20 protein-coding genes are annotated in these 26,744 nt (G+C 60.5%); 11 read left to right on the forward strand and 9 right to left on the reverse strand.

The genetic code is table 11. From position 1 onward, the window contains the following. The first annotated feature begins 246 nt into the window (after window positions 1-246). The 3 genes from DXT96_RS04400 to DXT96_RS04410 all read left to right on the forward strand — a co-directional run bounded on the left by DXT96_RS04400 (window position 247) and on the right by DXT96_RS04410 (window position 4,467). A complete protein-coding gene (locus DXT96_RS04400) occupies window positions 247-2,694 on the forward strand; it encodes a penicillin-binding protein 1A (RefSeq protein WP_149897701.1) in 2,448 nt (815 codons plus the stop codon). A 98-nt stretch (window positions 2,695-2,792) separates the two neighbouring features. After that, window positions 2,793-3,924, forward strand: a protein-coding gene (gene prfB / locus DXT96_RS04405) for a peptide chain release factor 2 (protein ID WP_149897700.1) whose coding sequence is annotated in 2 segments (ribosomal slippage) — window positions 2,793-2,861 and window positions 2,863-3,924 — 1,131 coding nt in all. Because the reading frame shifts where the segments join, the coding sequence is not laid out codon by codon here. A 72-nt stretch (window positions 3,925-3,996) separates the two neighbouring features. Beyond that, the gene (locus tag DXT96_RS04410; protein ID WP_153513622.1) at window positions 3,997-4,467 is read left to right on the forward strand and encodes a cysteine hydrolase family protein; all 471 of its coding nucleotides are present in this window, start codon (window positions 3,997-3,999) and stop codon (window positions 4,465-4,467) included. A gap of 3 nt (window positions 4,468-4,470) precedes the next feature. On the opposite strand, the gene DXT96_RS04415 is transcribed toward DXT96_RS04410, so the two are convergent. Continuing rightward, window positions 4,471-4,965 (reverse strand): hypothetical protein, encoded by a 495-nt coding sequence (locus DXT96_RS04415; RefSeq protein WP_149897698.1) that lies wholly within the window; start codon window positions 4,963-4,965, stop codon window positions 4,471-4,473. Window positions 4,966-4,986: 21 nt separating this feature from the next. Beyond that, window positions 4,987-5,865, reverse strand: coding sequence for an NAD kinase (locus tag DXT96_RS04420; protein WP_371418787.1), 879 nt, complete (start codon window positions 5,863-5,865; stop codon window positions 4,987-4,989). A 201-nt stretch (window positions 5,866-6,066) separates the two neighbouring features. Here DXT96_RS04420 and DXT96_RS04425 point away from each other — a divergent pair, with 201 nt between their 5' ends. Further along, window positions 6,067-6,984 carry a PhzF family phenazine biosynthesis protein gene (locus DXT96_RS04425; RefSeq protein ID WP_153513623.1) on the forward strand — a complete coding sequence of 306 codons (918 nt, stop codon included), beginning with the start codon at window positions 6,067-6,069 and terminating at the stop codon, window positions 6,982-6,984. 114 nt (window positions 6,985-7,098) lie between these two features. On the opposite strand, the gene DXT96_RS04430 is transcribed toward DXT96_RS04425, so the two are convergent. Continuing rightward, window positions 7,099-13,473 carry a hypothetical protein gene (locus tag DXT96_RS04430; protein WP_153513624.1) on the reverse strand — a complete coding sequence of 2,125 codons (6,375 nt, stop codon included), beginning with the start codon at window positions 13,471-13,473 and terminating at the stop codon, window positions 7,099-7,101. A gap of 480 nt (window positions 13,474-13,953) precedes the next feature. Here DXT96_RS04430 and DXT96_RS04435 point away from each other — a divergent pair, with 480 nt between their 5' ends. Both DXT96_RS04435 and DXT96_RS04440 read left to right on the forward strand, forming a co-directional pair. After that, window positions 13,954-14,322: an Hpt domain-containing protein gene (locus DXT96_RS04435; RefSeq protein WP_153513625.1), complete on the forward strand. Its 369-nt coding sequence runs from the start codon at window positions 13,954-13,956 to the stop codon at window positions 14,320-14,322. Between the two features lie 130 nt (window positions 14,323-14,452). Beyond that, on the forward strand, window positions 14,453-14,773 hold the full coding sequence (locus DXT96_RS04440; RefSeq protein ID WP_149897695.1) for a 2Fe-2S iron-sulfur cluster-binding protein: 321 nt from the start codon (window positions 14,453-14,455) through the stop codon (window positions 14,771-14,773). A 309-nt stretch (window positions 14,774-15,082) separates the two neighbouring features. On the opposite strand, the gene DXT96_RS04445 is transcribed toward DXT96_RS04440, so the two are convergent. Beyond that, window positions 15,083-15,709 (reverse strand): DUF922 domain-containing Zn-dependent protease, encoded by a 627-nt coding sequence (locus tag DXT96_RS04445; protein ID WP_153513626.1) that lies wholly within the window; start codon window positions 15,707-15,709, stop codon window positions 15,083-15,085. 179 nt (window positions 15,710-15,888) lie between these two features. On the opposite strand from DXT96_RS04445, the gene folP reads away from it, so the two are divergent. The 3 genes from folP to folK all read left to right on the forward strand — a co-directional run bounded on the left by folP (window position 15,889) and on the right by folK (window position 17,638). After that, window positions 15,889-16,674: a dihydropteroate synthase gene (gene folP, locus DXT96_RS04450; protein WP_153513627.1), complete on the forward strand. Its 786-nt coding sequence runs from the start codon at window positions 15,889-15,891 to the stop codon at window positions 16,672-16,674. 78 nt (window positions 16,675-16,752) lie between these two features. Then, the gene (gene folB, locus DXT96_RS04455) at window positions 16,753-17,118 is read left to right on the forward strand and encodes a dihydroneopterin aldolase (protein WP_142839671.1); all 366 of its coding nucleotides are present in this window, start codon (window positions 16,753-16,755) and stop codon (window positions 17,116-17,118) included. A 4-nt stretch (window positions 17,119-17,122) separates the two neighbouring features. Beyond that, window positions 17,123-17,638, forward strand: coding sequence for a 2-amino-4-hydroxy-6-hydroxymethyldihydropteridine diphosphokinase (gene folK, locus DXT96_RS04460; RefSeq protein ID WP_194287597.1), 516 nt, complete (start codon window positions 17,123-17,125; stop codon window positions 17,636-17,638). A 14-nt stretch (window positions 17,639-17,652) separates the two neighbouring features. Here the strand turns inward: folK and DXT96_RS04465 are convergent, their stop codons facing one another. From DXT96_RS04465 to DXT96_RS04480, 4 genes are all read right to left on the reverse strand, one after another. Beyond that, the gene (locus tag DXT96_RS04465) at window positions 17,653-18,213 is read right to left on the reverse strand and encodes a hypothetical protein (protein WP_046800254.1); all 561 of its coding nucleotides are present in this window, start codon (window positions 18,211-18,213) and stop codon (window positions 17,653-17,655) included. 129 nt (window positions 18,214-18,342) lie between these two features. After that, on the reverse strand, window positions 18,343-19,422 hold the full coding sequence (locus tag DXT96_RS04470) for a YcjF family protein (RefSeq protein ID WP_149897693.1): 1,080 nt from the start codon (window positions 19,420-19,422) through the stop codon (window positions 18,343-18,345). Then, a complete protein-coding gene (locus DXT96_RS04475; RefSeq protein ID WP_153513628.1) occupies window positions 19,419-20,897 on the reverse strand; it encodes a YcjX family protein in 1,479 nt (492 codons plus the stop codon). The genes DXT96_RS04470 and DXT96_RS04475 overlap by 4 nt, the downstream gene beginning before the upstream one ends. Window positions 20,898-21,028: 131 nt before the next feature. Beyond that, window positions 21,029-21,538 carry a histidine phosphatase family protein gene (locus DXT96_RS04480; RefSeq protein ID WP_153513629.1) on the reverse strand — a complete coding sequence of 170 codons (510 nt, stop codon included), beginning with the start codon at window positions 21,536-21,538 and terminating at the stop codon, window positions 21,029-21,031. 269 nt (window positions 21,539-21,807) lie between these two features. On the opposite strand from DXT96_RS04480, the gene dksA reads away from it, so the two are divergent. Continuing rightward, window positions 21,808-22,227, forward strand: coding sequence for an RNA polymerase-binding protein DksA (gene dksA / locus DXT96_RS04485; RefSeq protein ID WP_046800250.1), 420 nt, complete (start codon window positions 21,808-21,810; stop codon window positions 22,225-22,227). A 120-nt stretch (window positions 22,228-22,347) separates the two neighbouring features. On the opposite strand, the gene DXT96_RS04490 is transcribed toward dksA, so the two are convergent. Continuing rightward, entirely contained in the window at window positions 22,348-23,619 is a 1,272-nt protein-coding gene (locus tag DXT96_RS04490; protein WP_194287543.1) for a flagellar biosynthetic protein FliO, read from the reverse strand. Between the two features lie 346 nt (window positions 23,620-23,965). Between DXT96_RS04490 and cckA the strand changes: the two genes are divergently transcribed. Then, window positions 23,966-26,548, forward strand: coding sequence for a cell cycle histidine kinase CckA (gene cckA / locus DXT96_RS04495; RefSeq protein ID WP_153513631.1), 2,583 nt, complete (start codon window positions 23,966-23,968; stop codon window positions 26,546-26,548). Window positions 26,549-26,744 lie beyond the last annotated feature (196 nt).

The raw sequence follows: 26,744 nt of genomic DNA on the forward strand, positions 1-26,744 counted from the left end.
ATGATTAAGGGGCAGGAGCCCTATTTTACTCACATTCCCCGCGTTACTCGGGAAGCGGATTCGGTGGCGATCCGTAAAGCAGCCGGAGCGCGATTGCGGGCCGGTGGCGCGGTAACATATCAGCGAATGCTGCCGTATCCGCTTGTCATCGAAGGTATGGTGTGCAAAACGGCACGCGATATGCAAGGATGCGCCCGTATATCGTCGGGCGTTGATGGTTACGATTCGAATTATCGGTAGCTTGGTATGATCAGACTAATTGGATATTTTTTCGGCTTGGCCAGCGTGCTCTTTCTGTGCGCCGCCGTCGTCGGTGCGATTTATTTGCACGGCGTGACGAAGGACCTGCCGGATTATGCAGTTCTGAGCACCTATGAGCCGCCGGTAACGACCCGTGTGCACGCCGGCAACGGTGCGTTGATGGCGGAATACGCCCATGAAAAGCGCCTGTTCCTGCCGATCCAGGCCATTCCCGACCGGGTGAAGGCGGCCTTCCTGTCAGCGGAAGACAAGAATTTCTACAATCACCCCGGTGTCGATATCTGGGGTCTTGGCCGTGCTGTTCTGGTCAACGTGCAGAACCTTGGTTCCGGTCGCCGCCCTGTCGGCGCTTCGACCATTACCCAGCAGGTCGCCAAGAATTTTCTTCTGACCAACGACCAGACCTTCGACCGTAAGCTCAAGGAAGCGATCCTTTCCTTCCGCATCGAGCAGACCTATTCCAAGGACAAGATTCTTGAGCTCTACCTCAATGAAATCTTCTTCGGCCTGAATTCCTACGGTATTGCCGGCGCAGCACTCACCTATTTCAACAAATCGGTGACGGAACTGACGATTGCGGAAACCGCCTATCTCGCATCGCTGCCGAAGGGTCCGGCCAATTATCACCCAATCCGTCGTGAAAAGGCTGCTCTGGAGCGTCGCGACTGGGTAATCGACCGTATGGCCGAAAACGGCTACATCACCGTTGCAGACGCCACCGACGCGAAAAAGCAGCCGCTCGGTGTCAATCTGCGCCGTGGCGGCGCGCATATTTTCGCGTCTGACTATTTCGCCGAAGAAGTCCGCCGCCAGATCGTCGAGAAATACGGCGAAAAAGCGCTTCTCGAAGGCGGACTGTCCGTCCGCACCTCTTTCGATCCGCAGATCCAGGCGGAAGCGCGCAAGGCGCTTCAGGATGGTCTGGTACAATATGACGAGCGTCGCGGTTTCCGCGGACCCGTCGAAAAGATCGAGACAGCAGGCGACTGGACGGCGGCGCTCGCCAAGGTCAAGGGCCTGCGCGACGTTCCCGAATGGAAGGTCGCCGTGGTCCTCGCCGTTGCGGCCGATGGCATCGATATCGGTGTCCAGCCGGATACGGAAACCGAAGATGGCGACAAGCGCACGCGCGGCCATATCTCCGCTGAAAACATGCGCTGGGCCTATCGCGACGCGACCGGCAAAAAGGCGACAGCCAAGTCGCCGGTGGGTGTCGTGGCGGCAGGCGATGTGATCTATGCGCAGCCGCTGGCCAATTCCGGCAATGAATATCGCCTGCGCCAGCCGCCCAAAGTGCAGGGCGGTATGGTGGTGATGGACCCGCATACCGGCCGTGTTCTGGCCATGGTCGGCGGTTTCTCCTATGCGCAGTCGGAATTCAACCGCTCCACGCAGGCAATGCGCCAGCCGGGCTCCTCCTTCAAGCCGTTCATCTACGCGGCAGCCCTCGACAATGGTTATACCCCGGCATCGGTCATTCTCGATGCGCCGATCGAGGTGGTTTCCGGCGGTCAGGTCTGGAAGCCGCAGAATTACGGCGGGGGTTCCGCCGGTCCGTCGACCCTGCGTCTCGGTATCGAAAAATCCCGTAACCTCATGACCGTGCGTCTGGCGCAGGATATGGGCATGAATCTGGTGGCGGAATATGCCGAACGTTTCGGCATCTATGACAAGATGCCGCCGCTTCTGTCGATGTCGCTGGGTTCGGGTGAAACCACCGTCATGCGCATGGTCTCGGCCTATTCCGTTCTTGCCAATGGCGGCAAGCAGATCAAGCCGACGCTGATCGACCGTATTCAGGACCGTTACGGCAAGACGATCTTCCGCCATGAAGAGCGCGCCTGCGAGGGCTGCAACGCCGCGCGCTGGCAGAACCAGGACGAGCCTGTCATCGTCGACAATCGCGAGCAGGTTCTCGACCCGATGACCGCCTACCAGACGACCTCGATGCTGGAAGGCGTGGTTCAGCGCGGCACGGCGGCGGGCAAGATCAAGGTCAATCTTCCGGTTGCCGGCAAGACGGGCACCACCAATGATGAAAAGGACGCCTGGTTCGTCGGTTACACGCCGGACATGGTTGCCGGCCTCTATATCGGTTTTGACTCGCCTGCGCCTCTCGGTCGTGGCGGCACGGGCGGTTCGCTGTCGGCGCCGATCTTCGGTGAGTTCATCGCCGATGCGGCCAAGCATCTGGAGCCGAGCAAGTTCATCGTGCCTGCTGGCATGAACTTCGTCGCCGTCAACCGCAAGACCGGCATGGCGGCGGTGGAAGGCGAGCCGGACACCATCATGGAAGCATTCAAGCCCGGCACCGGCCCGGCGGACAGCTTCTCGGTGATCGGCGCTGAAAACTACATGTCGCAGGAAGATATTCTGAAGACCTCGCCGCAGGCGCAGCAGGCCATCACCGGCGGTGGCGGCGGTCTTTATTGATACCAGTTCCGGGATCATCGGGGGGCGCGGGTCTTTACATCCGCGCCCCCCGCATTTATTTGAGCAACAAGTTTCAATGAAGGCGAAGAACCAGCGAAATGCGCAATGAAATCGTGAACGTAGTCGACGAAATCAAGCAGGCCATAAGCCTGCTGAGGAGGCATCTTTGACTGGGACCAGGCGATAAGACGACTGGACTGGTTGAATAACAAGGCAGAGGACCCGACCCTCTGGAACGATGCCACCGAGGCCCAGAAGCTGATGCGCGAGCGCCAGCAGCTGGATGACAGCATCAGCGGCGTCAAGGCGCTTGAGCAGCAGCTCAGAGACAATGTCGAACTGATCGAGCTCGGCGAGATGGAAGGCGACGACGAGATCGTCAAGGACGCCGAAGACGCGCTGAAGGCGCTGAGAAGCGAGGCGAACCGCCGTCAGGTGGAAGCCATGCTGTCAGGCGAAGCGGACGGCAATGACACCTATCTCGAAGTGCATTCCGGCGCCGGCGGCACGGAAAGCCAGGATTGGGCGAACATGCTGCTGCGCATGTACACCCGCTGGGCCGACCGCGAAGGCTTCAAGGTCGAGGTGCTGGAAGTTCACGACGGCGAAGAGGCCGGCATCAAGTCCGCGACGATCCTCGTCAAGGGCCACAATGCCTTCGGCTGGCTGAAGACGGAATCGGGCGTGCATCGTCTCGTCCGCATCTCGCCCTATGACAGCAATGCGCGCCGCCACACATCGTTCTCTTCCGTCTGGGTTTACCCGGTCGTCGATGATTCGATCCAGATCGACATCAACGAAAGCGATTGCCGCATTGATACCTACCGTTCGTCAGGTGCCGGCGGCCAGCACGTCAACACGACAGATTCGGCCGTGCGCATCACGCACATCCCGACCGGTATTGCGGTTGCCTGCCAGCAGGAACGATCGCAGCACAAGAACCGCGCCAAGGCGTGGGACATGCTGCGCGCCCGCCTCTATGAAGTGGAACTGCAAAAGCGGGAAGATGCGGCCAACGCCCAGGCGGCCTCCAAGACCGATATCGGCTGGGGCCACCAGATCCGTTCCTACGTTCTGCAGCCTTACCAGCTGGTCAAGGATCTGCGCACGGGCGTTGAAAGCACTGCGCCCGGCAACGTGCTGGACGGTGATCTGAACGAATTCATGGAAGCCGCTCTCGCGCATCGCATCAGCGGTGGCGCGGACGTGGAAGTGTCGGATATCGATTAAGACGCCAGTCGCGTCGATCGAGAAATTGCCCCTCGCAAGCCATTGCGAGGGGTTTTTCTTTGGAGGTTATGCATGAAACAGGTGCTCTACATCGTCGACGTTCAGCCGAGCTTCAATCCACCGGCTGCGCTGGTGGCGGAAATATCGGCACTTGCAGCTAGGATGGTCAGCATTGCCACCGTCGAGCGTCATGATGAGAGCGTAACCCCCTTCGAGCGGCAACTGGGCTGGAAGCCGGGCAGGGATGATGTGTCGCTCGTCGCCGCGGATCGCATATTCATCAAGCACGGTTATGCGCCGCCGAAGGATGCGGTCGACCATCTCCTGTCTCTCAAGCCCGACAGGGTGCTGGTCTGCGGCATTCAGGCTGATACCTGCGTATTGGCGGCCGGATTTTCGCTGTTCGATGCGGGACTGCACCCCACGCTGTTACCGTGGCTGACGGTCGGCTCCAGCCTCGACCGCAGCGGCGAACTTGGTGCCAGGCTGTGGAAACACCATTTCGGCGCAGTTCTGGCCGGATCGCATGAGCTTAATATTTAGCCGTCAGTTCGAGGCTTTCTCGATCTTCATCTCGCCAAGCTCGTCGATCAGGATCGTCCAGCTTTCGGCTTCCTTGGCCATAGGGTCTGTTTTCAGATAAACGGTGACGAACAGGCCGGGCGAGGCGGAAGCGCCGTTCGAGCTTTCGGGGCGAACATCCGTGACATAGGACTTCATCTGGTTGAACTCTTCCAGCTCGACGTTCTCGAGCAGGTTCGGTCCATCTGCGGTAAAGACGATGCGCTGCAGGTAGATTTTCGCTGTGCCATCGCTCTGGCGGATCGCAACCACCTTGTAATAACCGCGTGTCGGCGTTGCAGGTGGTGGCCGCAGTTGGCCATCAGCGCCCTTTACCGGTTCCAGATTCTGCTCTTCCCACATGCCGCTGCTGACAACGAAGATCGCCGACACCGGCAATGCATCGATCGCCTGCGCCCGTGCAGGCAACACGGCGGTAATAAGGAGGAGGGCAGCGAGGATAGTTTTTTTCAGTTGCATGGCCATTATCGGTGGTTGACGTCAATTGTTGAATTGTTCGGCAAGAACCCGGTCGGACCAGGAACGGTCCGAATCCGAGAGAATTCTGGCCGTCCGGTCCTGCGATTGTGCGATCCGAACATGACGAACGGATTTCACCTCGGTATGGTCAGCGACGGCATTCACCGGGCGTTTATCCCGCTCCATCACATGAATATCGACCGTCACCTTATTCGGCAAAAGCGCGCCGCGCCAGCGCCGCGGACGAAACGCGCTGACCGGGGTGAGCGCGAGCAGCGGCGATTCGAGCGGCAGGATAGGTCCATGGGCGGAAAAATTGTAGGCTGTGGAGCCGGCGGGCGTCGCCACCATCATGCCATCGCATATCAGTTCTTCCAGCCGTACCTTGCCATCCACCTCGACACGAAGCTTGGCGGCCTGATGGGATTGGCGGAACAGACTGACCTCGTTCATGGCAAGGGCCGTAAACTCATCGCCATCCGAATCCGTCGTTGTCATGCGCAGCGGATGGAAATCATTGCCGGTCGCAACCGCAATACGCTCCAGCAGTCCTTCCACTCGATAATCATTCATCAGGAAGCCGACCGATCCCCGGTTCATGCCATAGACACGCTTGCCGGAGTTCATCGTTTCGTTGAGGATTTGCAGCATGAAGCCATCGCCGCCGAGCGCCACGATCACTTCCGCCTCTTCAAACGACGTGTTGCCGTAGACGCCCTTCAGCGCCTCCATCGCCGTCTGCGCCTCCTCGGTTGCGGAGGCGACGAAGGACAGTGAAAAGTTAGAATGCGACATCCGCTTCCCTCGACAACGGCGCAGACCTGAGAAGGCCTGCAAACGATGCTGTAACCTGTTGAAGCGGCTCGCAATCCCCAAACGTCGATGAAAACGGTAGATCACAAGCCGCAGGACGATCCTTGGTACATGAAGACGACGGTTGGCGACAAGGCCTTTCGGGCAGTGAGACGTTCCCCCACCGCGCCATTGCGCTGCACCGTTCCACAGCTTCTTGATTTCCGCTCTCCGACAAGGGTTGCGATGCAGGGCGGCCTGATGCAGTTTGCTGCAAGCAGGCCGTGGGATGAATGGCAGGAGACGGATTTGGTGCTGAGCTACAATATCTACGATGTCTTTACCGAGACCAAAATGGCGGGAAATCCGCTCGCGGTCATGTATGGCGCGGATGATCTGGATCAGGCGACGATGCAGGCGATCGCGAGAGAAATGAACCTGTCCGAGACCGTGTTCGTCAACCGTTCGGACAATCCCGCCCATGCGGCGTCGCTGCGCATCTTCACGCCATCAGGCGAGTTGCCCTTCGCGGGACATCCGACCGTCGGCGCGGCGGTCGCCATCGCCGAGCGCAACCGCAAGGATGGCGATGAAGATATCGATATGGTCTGCGTGCTGGAAGAGAAAGTGGGTCCCGTTCGCTGCGCGGTGAAGATGCGCGCCGGCGCGGTCAGCTTCGCCGAATTCGACCTGCCGCGAAAATCGTCCCGCGTTGACCTGCCGCTCGATCATGCAGCTCTTGCCGATGCGCTGGGCGTCAGCGAAGCCCATCTCGGCTTTGAAAACCACGTGCCGTCGATCTGGACGGCGGGCGTGCCCTTCTTGGCTGTACCGCTGCACAATATCGCCGCTATCAGGGACATGGATTTCGACGCCAATCTGTGGCTGCGAACCGCGCCATTGGTCGAAGGACGCCTGACGGCGGCCTATATCTACTGTCGCGGCGGCGTCAATCATGCGGCGAAGTTCCATGCCCGCATGTTTTCTCCGGATATGGGGATTTCGGAAGACCCCGCCACCGGCTCGGCAGCCGCCGCGCTCTCGGGCGCCATCCATCATTTCGACGGCCTGACCGATGGTCACTATCCGCTGCTGATAGAGCAGGGCGTGGAAATGGAAAGGCCGTCCCACATCCACCTGCGCATGGACATCAAGGACGGCGAAATCGCCCGCGCCCGCATCGGTGGGCATGCGGTTCGGGTTGCGACGGGCACGTTCGACCTTTGATTTCAGCGTAACCGAATAAGTTCACGTCGTTGAAAAGCGACGAAACAGTCAGCAATTCAAAAAGAAAAACCCCGGTCGAAAGACCGGGGTTTTATTGTTTTTGCGTCAATCAGATCAATTGAACCGGCCCGCCGCGTGGGCAAGCATCGTATAGACCTTGCCGGTATCGGAGGTGAGGTAGGACTGGGTGACGCTTCGGTCGCGGTCGGTGCGGGCCACGTCGGCGAGCAGCTTTTCGAAGTCCGTGATGTAGCGGTCCACGGCGGTGCGGAATTCGGCTTCCCGCTCATACTTGCGCTTGATCTCGTCAAACGTCGTCTGGCCCTTCAGCGTGTAGAGGCGACGGGTGAAGACGTCGCGCTCGCCGCGCTGGTAGCGCCGCCACAGTTCCACCGAGGCATCGTGGTCGATGGCGCGGGCGATGTCGACGGAGAGCGAGTTCAGCGATTCGACCATATGTCGCGGGTTGCGAGTGTCGGCCGCGCGGGTCGGCTGCTGTTCGGCGCTGGCGCGGGGAGCGGAAGCCGCAGAGGCTTCCTGACCGTCACGCGAAGCGCCACGCAGCAGATCGCTGATCCAGCCACCGCCTTCTTCACGACGTCCGGCGGGGTTGGCCGTAACCGGTTGAGCGGGTGCCTGACGGCTTTCGGTTTGCCGGTTTTCGACCTGGCGATTCTCAAGCGGCAGGGAACCACGCAGTACAGCAGGTGCGGGGGCAGGCTGCGGTTGTGCCGGGCGCTGTTGCACCGGAGCAGAGGCCGCCGGCTGTGGACGCGGCTCGACGCGGCGCTCGGCGGCTGGCTGGGTTGCAGCAATGGCGCGGGCCACCGGTTCGGAAATTTCCATCTGGTGGGTCGAACGACCGACGAGCTGGGAAATATCCTGCAAGGCCTTGATCTGCTCGGAAACGGCGCGACGCATGGCGGCAGCGCTTTCCTTGGCTTCTTCCGGCAGGTCGAATGCGCCGCGCTTCAGTTCGGCGCGGGTCGCATCCAGCTCGCGGCGGATATCATGGCTGGAGCGGCGGATCTCGTCGGTTGCGCCGGCAAAACGGCTGACGGCTTCTTCGACGGCCTGACGCAGCGTTTCCTTGAGGTTGGCGGCAGCCGCATTGGATTTTTCCGAGGCGCTGCCCAGAAGATTGTCGACTTCGGAAAGCGACGATTCGACGCCGCCACGCAGGCGGTTGACCAGCTCGTCGGAATATTTCTGCGCGTCGGAAAGTGTGCTTTCGATCGAGCGGCTGGCATCCTGACCGGCAGAGAGCAGGGCGCCCCGCATGGTCTGTGCCGCCGAGCGGGCGCGCTGTTCGGTTTCATCCAGCGAGCGGCCGATATCGGTAAAGGACGCCTGAAGGTTGTCGCGCAGATTGCCGGCGACGTTCTGCGAACGCTCCTCGGCCTCGTTGAGCGTGGTTTCCACCACACCGACGACGTTGCGCATGGCGCTTTCGATCTCTTCGGAGCGCTTGACGAGGCCGACGGACAGGCTGCGCAGCGCATCCTGGCGTTCCTCCAGCGTGCCGACGAGGCTCGATTGCGCCGCATTGAGCAGCTCGGACGCCTGGCTCAGCACCTTCGAATGTTCTTCGAAACGTCCAACGATGCCGGCAACCTGCGCCAGTGTCTGGCCGGAAATATTCGACAGGCGGTCGATTTTTCCTTCAAGCAGACGGCTGGAGCTGGACACCATATCGGCGGCCTGCGAGGCGCTATCGGAGAAGCGGGTCGCAGACGCATTCAGCGCTTCGTCGGCCGTGCCGAATTCCTGTGCGGCGCGCTCGACGGCGGAGTTGAAGTTCGATGCCGACTTTTCGACGATTTCCGCCATGCTGTTATGGGTCTGCGACAGCATATCCGTGCTCTGGCGGGTGGCGGCAACCAGTTTGTTGGCCGCATCGCTGCCCGAGCGGGCATATTTGTCGATACCCTGTTCGACGGCATCCGCCATCGCGGTATGGGTCTGCGACAACATGTCGGTGCTCTGGCGGGTGGCGGCGACAAGCTTGCTCGCCGCATCCGTGCCGGCATTGGCGTAATCGCTGATTGCCTGCTCCACCATGCCGACCATGCCGCTGTTGCTCTGCGACAGAAGTTCTGCGCTCTGCTGAGCGGCGGAAACGATCTTTTCGGCAGCTTCGCGGCCAATGGTGGCGTATTCGTCGACCACCGGCTTGGCTTTCTCCTCGATCAGGCGTGACAGTTCCGCAGAACGGCTGGCCAGCATCGAGTTGAGTTCGCGGGTGCGGTTATCCAGCGCCGAGCGAATGGATTCGCCACGCGCATCGAGGGCCGATTCGACACCCGTCAGCGTCTCGGAGATGACGCCGACCTGAGAACGGACGACGGCTTCAGCTTCGGCAACCTTGTTGACGATGATGTTGCCGGCCTCGGAGAAGGTCTGGGCGACGGCAGCGGCCTGGCCGGAAAGGCGCGTCTGCGCATCCGAGATGCGGTTGACGATCTCGCCGGAACGCTCTTCGATGGCCTTGGTGAAGGCCTCGTTCTGCGCCTGGACCTGATCGGCAAATTCCGAGCCGGACTTGGCGAGCAGGGCAGACGAGCGAGCCGCTTCGTCACCGATGTTCTGGGTGGCGGAGACGACTGCGCCGCGCAGGCTGACCGCGAGATCGCTGGCCTTGCCTTCAATGGTACGGTTGACGTTTTCGAGGCCGATAGTCAGCGCCCGGTCCATGGTGCCGAGACGTTCGTCGATACGGGCCGTGCCGGTATCGAAGGTTTCGGCCAGACGGCTCGTGCGGCTTTCGAAGGTGTCGGAGACACGTGTCGTCTGCTCGTCCAGAATACCGGTGATACGCTCGGCAGCTTCGTCGCTGGTGCGGGCAAATATCGCAGTCTTGTCCTCGAGTGCTTCGGCGAAGCGACGGCCCGAATCTTCAATCGACGTGTTCACATTGGCCAGATCACCGCCGACACGCGCCTGCAACGTGTCGAGCGACGTTTCGATACGCGCACCGGTCTCATCGAGACGGGTAGTGACGTTGCCGATCGAGGTTTCGATGCGGGAGGAGAGGGCGTCTGTCGCACCGCCGATTTCGCGGGCGGCTTCACCGATCTTGACGGCGATGTCGCCAGCGCTGTTGCGAAGACGTTCTTCGAGCGTCGCAGCACTTCCGTCGATTGCCTTCTGCAGCGTGTCCTGCTGGGTTTCGAGCGACAGTTCGAGCATGCTGGCGCTGGAGGCGACAGTGGTGCCGATCATCATCGCCTGCTCGGAGAGCATGTCACCCATCTGTGTGGTGGCGGAGCTTAGCGTCGCTGCAATATCCGCGTGGCGCTGGTCGAGCGCGGTGCGGATGTCCTCATGCGATTGCGACAGATTGGTTTCGAGGCGGGAAACGCCTTCTTCCACCGTCTGCGCAAAGCGGCTGCTGCCATCTTCCACAACGGTTTCGATGCGGTTGGCCGCACCGGAAACGCTCTGCTCGATCAGGCCGCTATTGCGCTCCAGCGAACCGGCAATGCGTTCCGCCTGCGAGCCGAGCATGGTTTCCAGCCGCTCGTGACCGCTGGCAAGGGCGTTTTCAAGTGTAAACGCAGTGGCTTCGAGGCGTTGGCCGACACCGGCCGCCGCAAGCGAAAGCGACGATGTTCTCGCATCCATCGCCTCGGCAATCCGCTCCTCGACACTCGAAATCGTCATGTCGAGCGCCATGGTGCGGCTGTCGAGCGCATCGGCGATACGTTCTTCCGCACCAGAGACGATGCCGGAAAGGGCAGCGGTACGGCTGTCCAGTGCACCGGCAATACGGTCCTCGACGCCGGAGACGGCGCCGTGCAGGGCGGCGGTCCGGCTGTCGAGAATGTCGGCGATTTTTTCCTCTACGCCGGAGAAGCTCATGTCCAGCGCCATGGTACGGCTGTCGAGCACGTCAGTGATCCGCTCTTCCGCGCCGGAAACGACGTTTTTCAACGAATCCGTGCGGCTGTCGAGCGCGCCGGCAATACGGGTCTCGGCGCCGGCCACCAGTTGGCCAAGGGCTGCGGTGCGCATATCCAGCGCATCGGCGATTTTTTCTTCTGCCCCGGAAAATGCCATGTCGAGCGCCATGGTGCGGCTGTCAAGCGTATCGGCGATGCGTTCTTCCGCACCGGAAACCACGGCGTTAAGCGCTGCGGTACGACCGTCCAGCGTTTCCGCGATACGTGTTTCTGCGCCGGCAACAACATCGCCGAGGGTAACCGTGCGGCTGTCGAGTGCGCCGGCGATCTTCTCTTCAGCGCTTGCGACGATGCCGGTGAGGGCGGAGGTACGGCTGTCGAGTGTCTCGGAAAGCCTTTCCTCGACATTGGCAAAGGTCATGTCAAGCGACAGGGTGCGGCTGTCCATCGTGTCGGCGATGCGTTCCTCGACACCGGAAATCGTGCTGGAAAGAGCAGCCGTGCGGCCATCCAGCGTTTCGGCGATGCGGCTTTCCGCGCCGGAAACAACGTCATGCAATGCGGCCGTGCGGCTTTCCAGCGTGTCGGAAATGCGGTCCTCGATACCGGAAACGGCGCCGGTGATGGCAGCCGCCCGGGTTTCGAGCGTTTCCGACAGACGGCGCTCGACATCGGCAACAACGCTGTTGATGGCGGCTGCGCGTTCGTCGAGCATGATGGCAAGGCGCTCGGCCGTGCCGGAGACAGAGCCGGTAATGGCCAGCGAACGGCTGGCGAGCGCCTCGTCGAAACGGTCCTGGCTGGCCGAAAGCGCGCCGAACAGGGCATTGCTGCGTTCCGCCAGAACGCCGTCGATCTTCTCGTGCGAATTGGCGAAAGCATTGGTAATTTCGGTAGTGCGTTGGCCGATGGCGTCGCTGAACTCGCGGGTGCGGATTTCAAGCGCGCTTTCAAGCATTTCCTGGCCCGTGCCCAGCGCGGTTGCCAGCGCCAGAGACTGATCGGTCATGGTATTGCCGATGCGCTCAAGACCGCTGTTCAGCATGGTGTCGAGGGCTTCCGAGCCGCCGGCAACCGTTTCGTTGATGCGGGCAAGGCTTTCCATCAGCTTGCTGTCGAGGCTGCCGGCGCGCTGGTCGAAGGCGCTGGCGAAATCCGCCACATGTTCGTCGAAGGCGGAGTTGACCTGGCCGACCGTCGCTTGCAGACGCTCTTCGTAGAGGCCTGAACGCAGATCGAGATCCATGATCGCATCATCAGCCGTGCTCTGCAGGCTCTGGCGGAAGGAGAGACCCTTTTCCTCGAGCGAGGCAGAGAGCTTGTCGAGCACGGTGTCGAGCGAACTGCCGATGACCTGCTGACCGCGATCTATATTGCGGTTGAGTTCGAGCGTGCGGGTGGAGAGCGTTTCGTTAAGCTGTCGGGTGCGTTCTTCAAGCGCGCTGTTGAGGCTTTCAGCACCGCTATCCAGCGTCGATGCATGGATCGCGAACCGTTCGAGCAGAACTTCACCGCGCTCGTCCAGCGTCGAGGCGAGATTGTGCAGGCGCATGTCGAATTCGTTCGACAGCGTCGAGCCCGAGGAATTCAATGCCTGAAGCAGGTTTTCGGTCTTGGCGGCGATAAGACTGCCCATTGCTTCGGTAGAAGCGCGGGATTTTTCGAGCAGTGCTGCGGAGCGCGTATCGATCATCGAGGCGAAGGCTTCACCGGAGGTGGCAAGCCGCATCGAAAGCTCTTCGCCGACGATGGAAAGCTCTTCCTTGATCTGTTCCTGCGCACCCACGATGGACGAGCGGATACGCTCGGCGTGGTTGACGATGGCGTCGCGCTCGGCGGTCAGTTCCTGCACGAGGCTGCGCACGCGCAATTCATTGTCGGCATAGCTGCGCTCAAGCGCGTTGACTTCCGAATGGACCAGCGTTTCCAGTTCCGTCGCACGCGCAATGGTGCGCTCGATGCCGTCATTCATGGCCGAGACTTCGCGGCGAACCGCCTGGCCGACGGACATGATGCGGTCGGAGGCAACCGTTTCGGGCTCAGCAAGGCGAAGCGCCACTTCAGCCATTGACCGGGCAGCGTTGCGCAGATCGCGGGCACGCGCCATCATGATCGCGAAGGCGAAGAACAGCATGACGGGAACGAGAATGCCGACGACGATCGCCATCAGGCCGGGGATTGCGGTGAGATCGGCAATCGAGGCGATATTCCACAGCGCGTTACCGTAAAGAAGATGGGCGACACCGAGACCGCCAAGCGCCCAGATGACCGACATGATCGTCGCATTTCGGAGTGCGCCGCCGATGGAGCCGCCTTCCAGCGATTTCAGGATCATCGCCGGGCTGCGCTTGGAGCCGTCATTGGCCGCTTCCAGATTGGGCGATTTGGGTGCCTGTTCTGCAGGCGCGCGGGCGGCCTCGGGAGCAGGGGTCTGTCGGCTTGCTTCCTTCAATCTGGCCTCCGGCTGCTTTGGCGCTGCGGTTTTCCGCGATTCCGGCTTTTCTTCGAAAGCACCAAGCTGCAGGGCGTCTTCCAACGCCTGAAATGCAGTCTCGTCGACAGAGTCGCTGATCTTGTTATTCGCCATGCGGTTACGCCTCGTTACACATACGCCCGGCTTCATGCCGTTCGACCACTTGCAACCTGCAAGCGGACTGCCGCCATCATGCCGGCGGAACATTATCCCGTTAAAGGAAACAATTCCGCCATTTACCAAATCCCGAATTGCTGGTGGTCCAGCTTTCGGGCGAAATTACATCACTGTGCCGTAATAACAAAGCTTGCACTCAAGCCTCGCAGGAACGGCAGTACCGTAGTGACACATTTAGGTGTTCGAAACAATTAATGCGGATTTGAGACGGTAGCGAAGTGTCGGCTTTTTAACAGTTTTTAAACCTGAGTTTCGCCCTGAACGCCTTGTTTCGCATAAGTTTAACATAAATTAACCATAGCAGAAGATTTTCGCCCGCGTCACGCCGTAATTTAAGCCGATAGCACCGGTTTGGATGCGTAAATACGACACAGATGTGACACGAAACAAGAAACGGCGGAACAAGGAATTTCAGCCATGGCAGCGGTCAGTATTGCTTTCGAAGCTCCGGATAATTGCGGCGGTGCGCCGGCCGTTACGAAAAAGCCGATCGATTTCGATCATCTTGCCCGTCAGACGATGGGTGACAAGGATCTGGAAATCGAAGTGCTGCAACTGTTCAGCCGCAATGCCCGCGCCGCCTTGCATGAAATTGCCGACGCTGACGACAAGACCGTGAGGGCGACAGCCCACCGCCTGAAGGGTGCCGCACAGGCCGTCGGCGCCCCCGCTGTTTCCGCCGCCGCAGCTGCGGTAGAGGACAAGGGCAAGGACAGCGCGGCAATTGCGAAACTCGCGGCAACCATCGTCGAGGCGGAAAACTTTATCCTCAAGCTCTGCCGCTGAGGCGGAGTTCATCAAATTTGTCATTTTATAAGGCCGGTTCAGCCTGTGCGCCCTGGAAGCGGGTTGCCAAGGCGAACCGGCCTTTCTATGTGTTTAGAACAGTTCTTAGATCACCATTTTGGATTCCGGCATGACAAAACTGACCATCGTCGCCTTTGACGGCACGCCCCATGAACTCGATGTGAGCAACGGTTCCACCGTCATGGAGAACGCCGTGCGCAACTCCATTCCGGGCATCGATGCGGAATGTGGCGGCGCCTGTGCCTGCGCGACCTGTCATGTCTATGTCGATGACGCCTGGGCGGAGCGTGTCGGCGGGCCGGAGCCGATGGAAGAGGATATGCTGGATTTCGCCTTTGACGTGCGCCCCACCTCGCGTCTCTCCTGTCAGATCAAGATGAAAGACGAGCTTGACGGTCTCGTCGTTCACGTTCCCGAACGCCAGGGCTGAAAGCCCTTCGCACTGCCGGTCGCAGAAAAAGCCCCGCTCACCAAGTAGCGGGGAGCGGGGCGAGGCGGGTACGCAGCATGCAGGCGAGGGAGGAAACACCTGCGAGCCCTCAAGTGCGCACCGGGAGAACCGGAGAGAGTTTTGAGCGCCGGACCCGTTGCGGGCCACAACCGTTAAAAACCGTATGAACAAGCTACAATGAGTCTCGGCGACGGCACCATGACGAGAAGTCACGGGTGAGATCGGACATGACGTAACGTCATGTTTCCGTTGCGTTGCGCCTTAACGGGAAATGCGGCGAAAGGCGGTTTAGCGCCGATTCTGCCCCTGTTCGAGCCGGTTTTTCAAAAGCCGGGTCATGCGGGCATCGAAATTTTTCGATTCTACCACATCGAAACGCATCTGGTCCCTGTCGTGTTCATCCATCACCGTCTGGGTGATCTTGCCGACCATTTCCTGCAGCGTCTCGCAGTTTTTCTGCGGATGAAGTGCTGCCAGCTCTCTTTCGAGCGAACGGGCATGGGTGCGGGCGATTTCCGCGTGCCGCTCCTCATGGCGCTTGATATCGGCAAGCAGCGTATCCCAGATGAAGGCCAGTTCCGCCGTGGTACGGCGACGGTTTTTCCATCGCGGCAGAAGGATACGGGTGTTCAAAAGAACCTTCGCCGTTCCAACGCTGCACTGGCCGTTTTTTTCGACATAACTGAGTTCGCCGCCGAATTTGATCTCGGTCGCACCGGGATGGCGGGCACCGGTATTGCGCGTCAGCGGGCCATGCTTGGAGAGCTGCTGGTCGAGATCTGCGGCGGTTTTGCCGGCGATCGAAAAATAGGAATAGGTCTTGCGGACGATGGTTTCGGAAAAAGCCGGCCCGGCCGAAGAAAGTGCCAGCGCACCCGCAAGGGCGGCGCAAAGAGCACGTGATGTTTTGGTCATGACCCGGCCTTCCGGTTGAACTTGAAAAACGTTTGCTGCATAGGCGGAGCGGAACTTATAAGGATTGGCATAACACTCCGTTATTCCTGAAAGGCGCGTGTTACGTGATAACAGCCGGCAGCAATGTGTGGCAAGCGGCCCATGGTCGCTCCCTGAAACTTGATGGGCGTGGCCGTATTATGGCCATCGTCAACGCCACCCCCGATTCCTTTTCCGACGGCGGCCGTTTTCTTGCCGTCGATGCGGCTTTTTCCCATGCGCTGACCTGCGTGGAAGAGGGAGCTGACATCATCGATATCGGCGGCGAATCCACCCGGCCGGGTGCGGCGCAGGTGACAGAGGCGCAGGAGCAGGACCGCGTGTTGCCTGTCATCGAGAAACTGCGCCGCGAGACGGATGTGCTGATTTCGGTCGATACCTATCGCGCATCCACCGCGAGGCTTTCGATCGAGGCTGGCGCGCATATCGTCAATGATGTCTTCGGGTTGCAGAAGGATGCGGAGATGGCGGGCGTGATTGCCGCCACACGTGCTGGCGTCTGCATCATGCATACCGGCCGCGACAGACAGAAGCTCGTCGATGTCATCGAGGACCAGTTTGAATTCCTCAATCGCTCGCTGGAGATTGCGCAGGATGGGGGCATTGCCCGTGATGCCATCGTGCTCGATCCCGGTTTCGGGTTTGCCAAGGACGAGCGCGAAAATGTCGAGCTGATGGCGCGATTCGGTGAACTTGCCGTTTTTGGCCTGCCGGTTCTGGCCGGCACGTCGCGCAAGCGTTTCATAGGGTCGCTGACGGGCAGGGATGCTGCCCACGAACGCGATATCGGAACGGCTGCGACGACAGCGATCCTGCGCCTTTCGGGTGCTTCGATTTTTCGCGTGCACAATGTCACTGCCACACGCGATGCACTGGCAATTGCCGATGCGGTTCTTGCCAAAGCGCCGGCAAAGGCCGATGCGTAGATCAACGAGTGCCGGAATGCCGTGTCCTTACAAAGGCGCGGCTTTCGGGCGAAACATTCCTGCCATGGAGGCGATGCGATGAGCCGCTATACCATCATCCTGAAAAACTGTTCCTTTTTCGCCCGTCATGGCCTTCTCGAGCAGGAGGAGGTGCTGGGTCAGCGCTTTTTCGTCGATGCCGAGATGGAGGTCGAGGCGGGTGACGCGCTGGAAACCGACGAGATCGAAAATACCGTCGATTACGGCGTGGCCTTCGCCGTTATCGAAAAAATCGTCGTGGGCCAGCGCCGTTATCTGATCGAGGCGCTGGCGAACGACATCGCCAAAGCGCTGCGCGCCCGTTACCCGCAAATCGTCTGGCTGCGCATCACGGTGCGTAAACCGTCCGCGCCCGTTCCCGGCATTCTCGATTATGCGCAGGTGAGTGTTGAACACCGTGCCTGAAAAGATGACCGTCGCCGCATTGGGTCTCGGCGGCAATATTGGCGATCCCGCCGCCGCAATGGCCAAGGCCTTGCACGAACTGGATACGCATGAAAATTGCCGCCTGTTGGCCGTCTCGGGCCTTTACCGCACACCTCCCTGGGGTAAGACGGATCAGGCGGATTTCTTCAATTGCTGTGCGCTGGTCGAAACCTCGCTCACGGCGCCCGCGCTGCTGCAATTATGCCTCGACATTGAAAAGGGCATGAAGCGGGTGCGCACCGAACGCTGGGGGCCACGGACCATCGATATTGACGTGTTGACCTATGGCGATGAGGTTATCGCTACGGAAAGCATCGAAGTGCCGCATCCGCGCATGACCGAGCGCGCTTTCGTCCTGATGCCGCTCGCCGAGATCGCCCCGGATATCGACGTCAGGGGAAAGCCGGTACGGGAATGGCTTCAGCAGGCGGATAGAAGCGGCATTGTTCGCACAAACGAAAAGCGGGAGTGGTGGACACTCCCGCTCGGTAATGACTGAGAAGATTATCGCGCTTAAGGCTTGATCGAACCAACGGCGAGCTGGTCGATGTCGCGCGCCAGCGTCACGCCGATCACAGGGATCATCTGGTCGGCGACCTTGACGGAAATGGTGATGTTCATCGAATTGTCACTCGAGACGCGGGCGACCATGGCGCCATTGAGCTTGGAACGGTTGATGCCGACAACGACCTTGTCGCCACTGACCTGTCCGGAGGTGATGTCCAGTCCCTTGCCCTCGGCGCCATCGAGGAACTTGCCTTCGTAGCTGCTGCCCTTCTGGCTGATGATGGCAGACATGGGCTGGCTGAAGACGCCGACGCGGCAGGTGCCGCCAAGCTTGATGCCGGTCTTTTTATCATCGAGCGGTTCGCCTGTCAGATCGCAGGTGAATTTGGTGCCCTTGTATTTGCCCGCGACGATTTCTCCCGGACCTTTCCAGACGCCGGCCACAGAGCGGAAGAATACGTCGTCGCGATCGCGCGATGCGGCATGGACGTCAGACAGGCCGAAGCCGCCGCTGACGGACAATATGGCGGCAAGTCCGCCCACAAGCGAAAAGAAGCGCGAATACATGATACTTTCCCCGGCGAAGAAGCCTGTTCGATAGGCGGCAATCTACCGGCGGAATGGTTAATGCTTGGTTTATTTCACCCGTATTTGCGGCTTCGTCCGTAACCTTTTGAGCCGTGTACGCCCCACCGATCAGGCTTTTTCACCGCTTTTTCCGCCGCTTAAATCGGGCGTCAGGTCGGACATGAAATCACCGATCCCCGGCCGCTTCACCGCACGAAACGGCAGCGGGCGGCAAAGGTCCATCGCCGCAATGCCGATTCGCGCCGTCATCAGGCCGTTGATGACGCCTTCGCCGAGGCGGGCGGAAAGCTTCGAGGCAAGACCGTGGCCAAGAACTTGCTGGGCCAGCCCATCGCCGACGGCAATCGAGCCCGTGACGGCAAGATGGGCGACGACGTCGCGCAGCAGCCGGAGCATGCCGAGCGTGCCGGGACGGCCGCCGTAAAGCTCGGCCATGGCCCTGACCAGCCGTGTCACCTCGAACAGCACGTAAGCCAGATCGACGATAGCGCGCGGGCTGACGGCGGTGACCACGGAGACACGCTTGGAGGAATTGAGAATCAGCGCCCGCGCCTGCCGGTCGAGCGGTGCCAGCAATTCACGCTCGGCGAGCTCGATGAGATGTGGGCCGTCAATCACATCATTTTCGGTATCCTTCAGCGCCGCACGGCCCTTGGCTGTTTCGGCCCGGTGGGAGAGGACGGCATTAAGGCGGGTGATAACAGCACGGGCGGGTTTCGGACTTTTGTCGAGGCTCGCCGTCTCCGCATCTGCCTTGAGCGACTGCACCGCGTTGAGCCGCATGATGCCGAAGACTTCCCGCCCGACAAGGACGAGAACGGCGAAAAGCGCGACGATAAGGGCGATACTCGCCGTATAACCCAGCCAGTCGGAGCGGGAGAACAGGTTGCGGATAAGCTGATCTGCCCAGAGGCCGAAGGCGAGCGAGAACAGGACACCAAGCGCGCCGAGCGCGAGCTTGCCGAAAGAGAAGCGGTTTTTCTTCGGTGAGGCCACCGGCAATGCGGCCGCATCGATCTCTTCAGGCGCCAGAAACGGATCGTCCTCGTCAGGCGTCAATGAAATCTCGGTATCGAAGCTGCGCGGCGCGCGTTTCTGCGCCGGCGACGGCCGTGCCGTCTCCTCTGTCTCGAGGGTGAAAGCCGCCGGGCGGCGGGCCTGCGGATCGTTTTGTGTGGGAGCCTTCATGCGAGCTTGTCTCCGAACAGGAACTGCATGGCGCGGTCGAGCCTGATATGGGGAACGGAAAGCCGGATGCCGCCGCTAACCGGCTCGTCAACATTGGGCGGGCGGAAGCGCACGACATTGACATCCGGTAGCGTCGCCTTGTCGCCATCCTCGTCTATGCTGCGAAATAACGGTTCCGGGTCTTCGGGCAGGTCGCCGGGAAAGATCGCCGTTTTGCGGTTGCCGTCGAAGGTCTCGCCATTGATGGTTTCTCCGGCCATCGGCGTGCCGACGATGACGGGCAGCTCGTGGCCATCCTGACGCACGCTTGCCTCTTTGGTGGCGCGCACGGAAGCGAGAGCCATGACCTCTATGCCGGCACCGTTCATGCCGATGGTGGTGATGGCGCGGTCCACCAGACGACGGGTCAGCCGCTCCAGCCGGTCATGGCTTTCGTGATGCAGATGGTCGGCCTTGGTGGCGGCAATCAGCACCTTGTCGATGCGACGGCCGATGAGCGAGGACAACAGACTGTTGGTGCCGGGGCGGAAACAGGCAAGAACATCGCCCAGCGCCCGTTCCAGATCCTGAACGGCTTCCGGTCCGCGATTAACGGCCTGCAGCGTGTCGATCAGCACGATTTGACGGTCGAGGCGGGCGAAATGCTCGCGGAAGAAGGGTTTGACCACAATCGACTTATAGGCGTCGTAACGCCGCTCCATCATCGCCCGTAGCGAGCCCTTTGGTGCCTTTTCGTCGGTCAGCCCCGGCAGGGGCGCAAAGGTCAGCGCCGGAGAACCCTCCAGATCGCCCGGCATCAGGAAACGGCCGGGCGGCAGGGTGGAGAGCGATCTCTCGTCGGACTTGCAGGCTTTCAGATAGGCTGCGAAGCTTTCGGCAAGGCGGCGCGCCGTCATCTCATCGGCAGGCGCATTGATATCGAGCGAAGAGGCGATCGCCAGCCACTCCTGCGCCAGTTCGGCGCGGATGCCGCTCCCGGCAAGTGCGACGGTCGCATCGCTGAACTGCTTGTAATCCTGTGAGAGCAGCGGCAGGTCGAGCAGCCATTCTCCGGGATAGTCGACAATATCGATGGATAGCTTGCCGGCCGAGAACCACCGGCCCCAGCCGCTGGCGCTCTGGTAATCCAGCGTGATCCTGAGTTCCGAGATTGCCCGCGTCGAATCCGGCCACAGCCTGTCGCGCACCAGCGCCTGAATATGGTCTTCGTACTGGAAGCGGGGAATAGCGTCGTCCGGCTGCGGCTCAAGGCGCACATTCGAGACGCGGCCTGACCGCATGGCCTCGAATAGGGGCAGGCGGCCGCCATTCAGGAGATTATGGACGAGGGAGGAAATGAAAACCGTCTTTCCCGCCCGCGAAAGGCCTGTAACGCCAAGCCGTAATGTCGGATGGGTGAGGTTGCTCGCACGGTCGGCCAGATTATCGAGCGCGATAAGCGCACTGTCTGTCAGGGACGTCAGAGAAGGCGGCAATGGCAGTTTCCCGGCTGTGGTTCATGATCACGGCTGCAATATAGGAAGTCGCGGCTGCCCAAAAAAGAAGCGCCCCGGTGGATTTTCACGACAGCCGCCATCGGCGATGGCTCCGTCACGCGTTGGGGCGGCTACTTGCCCGGTGAGAGAAAATCGACCAGCCGCCAGCGATCCTCGCCATTTGCGCCACTGCCGTCGTAATCGAGCACGGCGAGCCCTGCGGTCGGGAAACCGGAGGGCAGGGCGGCATGCAGCATATCCTCGCCGATCATCGCCTCCAGTGTCGCCTCCATGGTGGGGTTATGGCCCACCAGCATCACCGAGCCGGCATCCGTCTGCGCTGCGATGAGGGAGAGATAGGTTTCGCTGCGCGCATTATACATCTCATCGACATAGGCTATTTCGATGCCTTCGTTGAAGGCGCGCTGCCAGGCCTGCGTGGTCTGCCGACAGCGTGCGGCGGTGGAGGATAAGAGCAGGTCGGGGCGGTAGCGCCGGTCGGCGGCAAGGTCGGCAATGATCTCCGCCTCGGCAAAACCTGCCTCGTTCAATCCCCGGTCGAAATCGCGTTCCCCCGGCGCCGCCCAGGCGGCTTTGGCGTGGCGTAAAAGATAAACTCGCTTCGGATGAGAATCTGTCAAGGGCAGGAACCGGCGTTCGAAACTCTGGGGTACAGCCGGATGCTACAGGATAGGATCGAGGGACCGCAAGTCCTCTTTCCTGTTGGCAAGTCGCATTGAAGTGATCGAAGAACAGATCGCCTCGACGCCAATAGAGGATAAAAATTAGTCATTTAGATGATTTTTGTGTCAGTTTTAAAAATGCCTGAAAACTGATCTGTAGACTTGAACCGGCCTATATCATTGGAGTATACACCGCCGCATTGAGATGTTCTTCGAGGAGAATCGCGTTGAGTGAGAAGATCGATCTTAGCAAATATGTACTCTCGGAAGACGACGAGTTCATGAATGCCAGCCAGCGGGCCTACTTCCGCGCGAAGCTGGTCGCCTGGAAAAATGACATCCTGAGAGAAGCGCGCGAGACCCTCGGACATCTCGCCGAAGAAAGCGCCAATCACCCCGATCTCGCTGATCGGGCTTCATCCGAAACAGACCGGGCGATCGAACTTCGCGCCCGCGACCGTCAGCGCAAGCTGATTTCCAAAATCGATGCGGCTCTTCAGCGGATCGAAGACGGCACCTACGGTTTCTGTGAGGAAACGGGTGAACCTATCGGCCTCAAGCGTCTTGACGCCCGCCCGATAGCGACGCTCTCCATCGAGGCGCAGGAACGTCACGAGCGTCGCGAAAAAGTTTATCGCGACGAATAACAAGGCTGCTGTGCCGGACGCCGCAGCGAACCGGCCATATTAAGCACCTGCACAAGCACAAGCAAAAGGGCACGGAATTGTTCCGTGCCCTTTTGGCATTGAAGCTTTATGCGCGCCGCCTCAGCGGTCGCGGGTAACGGAAAGCTCGCCAAAAATACGCGCCATTTCCTTTTGCACGTCACCATCTGGCGACGCTCCGGTAACTGGTGGCGAAACGGGCTCGTTTTTCTGCTGCTTTTCGGCGGCGGCAATTGCCGGTTCGTTATCCGCATCCCGGCTCTTGGCTATCTCCGCTTCGAGAAAGCTCTCGAAATCGCTGGCCAGCTCATCGGAAAATTTCGGTTCAGCGTCGTTGGACGCAAAAGCCGGACTTTCCGGTTTCGGCGGGAAGGGGGCAGGCGGCGCGTTCTGCTCAGGCTTCAGTTGTTCAGGCTTCATGCCGGGAAGAACCCGCTCGCGCGCCGCATCGAGAAAATCTGCGGCGCTGGATTTGTCGAACACCGGCTCGCGCGCGGCAAAAACCGGTGGGGCGATGACCGTCGGCCGTTCTTCTTCCACCTTTGCCTGCGTCGCCTGTGCTGGCACCGGCGGTGCGACCGGTATCGGTGTCTGTACCGGAGCGGGCACGAAGGGTTCCGCACGACGCGGCTCGCTTCGTTCGCTGGCCATGTCGAGCGACGCGGCGGTTACTGGCAAAATGGCAGCTGCCGGGGCTGCGGCAGCCATTGTTGGCGGTGGCGGGACGGGACGCACGATCTCCCTCTCTGGTGCGGCCTGTCTGACCGGTGGAGCGGGCTCGCGGACTGCCACGGGCGGCGGCGATACGGGTTGCGGCGGTGTCGATGGGCGCGGCGGCAATGGTGCAGTTGTTGCAGTCGGTTGTGGCGGGCGAGGAGCAGGCGGGGCCGGCTCCGGCCGTTGCGGCTGTCTCACCGGTTCCTGCGACACGGGAGGGGCTGCCGCTGCGACGGGCGGCTGTTGCGGCAGGGCGGCGCGGCGTTCCTGGGGAATAGACGGCTCGGCCCTCTTCGGTTCGCTCTCCTGACGCGGCAGGGCCTTCAGTTCCGGCTCCTGCACGTCCCTGACGATAGGGATTGCGCCGATACCGCTTTCGATGACGATATCTGTCGGGCCGCCGATCATCACCAGATGCTCGACATTGTCGCGGCGAACCAGCACCAGACGGCGGCGCGCATCAACGGCCGTCGCGTCGAGAACCTGCAGGCGCGGCTGCCGGTTGCGCCCGCCACGGATAAACGGCGACGAACCGCTGCGCCTGCGTAGGATCCACAAAGCGATCGCCAGAATAAGCAGCGCCGCACCCACACCGACGACGGCAACGATGAGATTATTTCCATAGGTGCCGATAAAATCTTCCATCATGGAGATCATCCCTTCAGATTTTCTGGCCTTTAATTTCTTGAGCAATTAATATTGCCGTGGTTCTTATAGTGTGAACATCAAACAGGAAAAGACGATTTTTTTGGGCGCGATACAAGGTTTATCCGCCACCGTCCCCCTGGAACACAAAACCGCCTGGTGTGGCTTTCGGTTCCCTTGCCGACTGAAAGGCCTGTGTATTGCGCCTTTCCAAGCGTTTTCCCTGTGCGTTTTTAAGCCTTTGTGGCCCGGCGGAGCTTTTTGATGCGCAAGCGAGTTGCTACAAGAAATTTTAACGCCCGATTCCGTCGAGAACCGTGGCTGACCGAATGACGACCTGCACGACTGCGAGGCCAAGATGACACGGGTGCGCGAGACAAGCGACAACGACCTTCCGCTGGTGGACAGGCGTGCCCGTTCCGGCACGGTTTTGCGCATCCTGCTTCTGGCGCTGGTGCTGATCGCCGCCGCTGCCGGCTTCGTCTATTTCAAGGATCAGCTGGAAAACGAAATCGTGCTCGGCATTCTCGGCGTGCTGGCGATGATGGGCATCTTTTTTCTGGTGTCGTCGATCATCGGTTTCATCGAGGTCATGCCCCAGTCGCAATCGGACGGGCTTGCCCGCCGGTTCCTGTCTGCCCATCCCGAGGGCACGCTGATCACCGATGCCAAGGGGCATATGGTATACGCCAACGCCACCTATTGCCGCATGAGCGGCACCACCAGGGCGAGCGATATCCAGAGCCTCGAAACGCTTTTGTCGCGCAGCCGGGAATCGACCGAGGCGCTTTACCGGCTCATCAACGTGCTGCGGGAGGGCCGCGACGGTTACGAGGAGTTCCGGCTGCAGAAACCGCTGGGCGAGGATGGGAGCGCCGGGCCGCATTGGTACAGGCTGAAAGGCCGGGTGCTGAAGGATGCGGGCGGCGAGGGTCTGCACGTTTTCCAGATCGCCGATATCACGCCGGAGCGTGAGGATCAGGAACGGTTTTTCCGCGAATTGCAGAATGCCATCGACTATCTCGACCACGCGCCGGCCGGTTTCTTTTCCGCTGGACGCAAGGGCGAGATTGTTTATCTGAACGCCACCCTGTCCGAATGGCTGGGCATCGATCTGGCGCAATTTTCGCCCGGCTCGATGACGGTGTCCGATATCGTCGCCGGCGAAGGCATGGCGCTGATCGAATCCGTCCATCCGCAGGGCAGCGCCAAGCGCACCGAAATCCTCGATCTCGACATGCGCCGGGTGAACGGCCAGAGCATGCCGGCCCGCCTCGTGCATCAGGTCAGTTCCAAGGACGGTGCGCCGGGCGAGAGCCGGACAATCGTTCTGATGCGTCCCAAGGGGCAGGAGGATACGGAATCCTCCTCCGCCATGCGTTTCACGCGCTTCTTCAACAATACCCCGATGGCGATTGCCTCGCTGGATGGCGAAGGCCGCATTCTGCGCATCAACGCGCCGTTCCTGAAGCTTTTTTCCGGCGTTGTCGGACGTGACGATATCGATCGCGGCGTGGCGCTTGAAACCGTCCTGCATGACAATGAGAAGCCGCGGCTGGAACAGGCACTGGCCGAGGCGAAGGATCGTCAGGGCGATATCGCGCCGTTCGATTCGCGCCACCCGAGCGACGAGACCAGGCATTTCCGTTTCTACGTCAACGCCGTCATCGATCAGGACGACGAGGCGCCGGAAGAGGTGGCAATTGTCTACGCCATCGAGGTGACGGAGCAGAAGGCGCTGGAAACCCAGATGGCGCAGACGCAGAAGATGAATGCCGTCGGCACGCTGGCGGGCGGCATCGCCCACGATTTCAACAACGTGCTGACCGCCATCCTGCTGTCGTCGGACCACTTGCTGCTACAGGCGCGGCCTGCCGATCCGAGTTTTGCCGACCTCATGGAGATCAAGCGCAACGCCAACCGCGCAGCTGTTCTGGTGCGCCAGCTGCTGGCGTTTTCGCGCAAGCAGACGATGCGTCCGGCGATCCTCAATCTGACGGATGTCATCGGCGATCTGCGCATGCTGGTCGACCGGCTGATTTCCGGCACCAATGTCAAGCTTGAGGTGGATTACGGACGCGACCTCTGGCCGGTGAAGACCGATCTGTCACAATTCGAGCAGGTGCTCATCAATCTCTGCGTCAATGCCCGCGATGCCATGCCTGAAGGTGGCAAGATCACCATCCGCACCCGCAATGTGGATGCGCAGGAGGCGGCGGCACTCGGCCGGCCGGAAGTTCCGGCGGAAGACATGGTCATGGTGGAAGTTGCCGACAATGGCACCGGCATTCCGCCTGAAATCATGGACAAGATTTTCGAGCCCTTCTTCACGACCAAGGAAGTCGGCAAGGGCACCGGTCTCGGCCTGTCGATGGTCTATGGCATCGTCAAGCAGTCCGGCGGTTACATCTATCCCGAATCGGAAATGGGCAAGGGAACAGCCTTCCGCATCTACCTGCCGCGCCATGTGGTGGAGGCCGTTGCGGGCCAGCAGCCTGGAGAAGCAGCGCTCGCTCCTGTGGCGGCACCTGAGCCGGTAAAGGAAGAACCGCTCGACCTCACCGGCAACTCCGCTGTCGTACTTCTGGTGGAGGACGAGGAGGCGGTGCGGCGCGGCGGCAAGCGCATGCTGGAAACCCGTGGTTACACCGTGCATGAGGCGGGTTCCGGCACCGAGGCGCTGGAGGTGATGGAAGAGCTGGAAGGCAAGGTCGATATCGTCGTGTCCGATGTGGTGATGCCTGAAATGGATGGCCCGACGCTGCTTAAGGAACTGCGCAAGTCTTATCCCGATCTGAAATTCATCTTCGTGTCCGGTTATGCCGAGGACGCATTCGCGAAAAACCTGCCGGCGGACGCCAAGTTCGGCTTCCTGCCGAAACCTTTTTCGCTGAAGCAACTGGCCATTGCCGTTCGCGAAATGCTCGACGCCAAGGAATGACGACGGATTTTCGCCGTCGCCTGCCATGCGCGGGAACCGCTGCCGCCTGGCCAAAAAATGCTTCGGGGACGGCGGGTGTCACGCAGTTTGCCGAAGCGCTGCCGCAAGTCCCCAATTTTTCCCGAGGTTTGCCTCCTTGCAAACGCAATAGTGATTGCGCCGTTGCGCAAGGGGCTTAAAATCGCGTCACGACGAC

The sequence above is a fragment of the Agrobacterium sp. ICMP 6402 genome, assembly GCF_009498615.1.
GTDB lineage: Bacteria > Pseudomonadota > Alphaproteobacteria > Rhizobiales > Rhizobiaceae > Agrobacterium > Agrobacterium burrii.

Bases quoted from the DNA above. Each gene is read 5' to 3' on its own strand.
- DXT96_RS04400 (WP_149897701.1), top strand. From the start codon at position 247: ATGATCAGACTAATTGGATATTTTTTCGGCTTGGCCAGCGTGCTCTTT.
- DXT96_RS04410 (WP_153513622.1), top strand. From the start codon at position 3,997: ATGAAACAGGTGCTCTACATCGTCGACGTTCAGCCGAGCTTCAATCCA.
- DXT96_RS04415 (WP_149897698.1), bottom strand. From the start codon at position 4,965: ATGCAACTGAAAAAAACTATCCTCGCTGCCCTCCTCCTTATTACCGCC.
- DXT96_RS04430 (WP_153513624.1), bottom strand. From the start codon at position 13,473: ATGGCGAATAACAAGATCAGCGACTCTGTCGACGAGACTGCATTTCAG.
- DXT96_RS04435 (WP_153513625.1), top strand. From the start codon at position 13,954: ATGGCAGCGGTCAGTATTGCTTTCGAAGCTCCGGATAATTGCGGCGGT.
- DXT96_RS04440 (WP_149897695.1), top strand. From the start codon at position 14,453: ATGACAAAACTGACCATCGTCGCCTTTGACGGCACGCCCCATGAACTC.
- DXT96_RS04445 (WP_153513626.1), bottom strand. From the start codon at position 15,709: ATGACCAAAACATCACGTGCTCTTTGCGCCGCCCTTGCGGGTGCGCTG.
- folP (WP_153513627.1), top strand. From the start codon at position 15,889: ATGGCCATCGTCAACGCCACCCCCGATTCCTTTTCCGACGGCGGCCGT.
- folB (WP_142839671.1), top strand. From the start codon at position 16,753: ATGAGCCGCTATACCATCATCCTGAAAAACTGTTCCTTTTTCGCCCGT.
- folK (WP_194287597.1), top strand. From the start codon at position 17,123: ATGACCGTCGCCGCATTGGGTCTCGGCGGCAATATTGGCGATCCCGCC.
- DXT96_RS04465 (WP_046800254.1), bottom strand. From the start codon at position 18,213: ATGTATTCGCGCTTCTTTTCGCTTGTGGGCGGACTTGCCGCCATATTG.
- DXT96_RS04470 (WP_149897693.1), bottom strand. From the start codon at position 19,422: ATGAAGGCTCCCACACAAAACGATCCGCAGGCCCGCCGCCCGGCGGCT.
- DXT96_RS04490 (WP_194287543.1), bottom strand. From the start codon at position 23,619: ATGATCTCCATGATGGAAGATTTTATCGGCACCTATGGAAATAATCTC.
- cckA (WP_153513631.1), top strand. From the start codon at position 23,966: ATGACACGGGTGCGCGAGACAAGCGACAACGACCTTCCGCTGGTGGAC.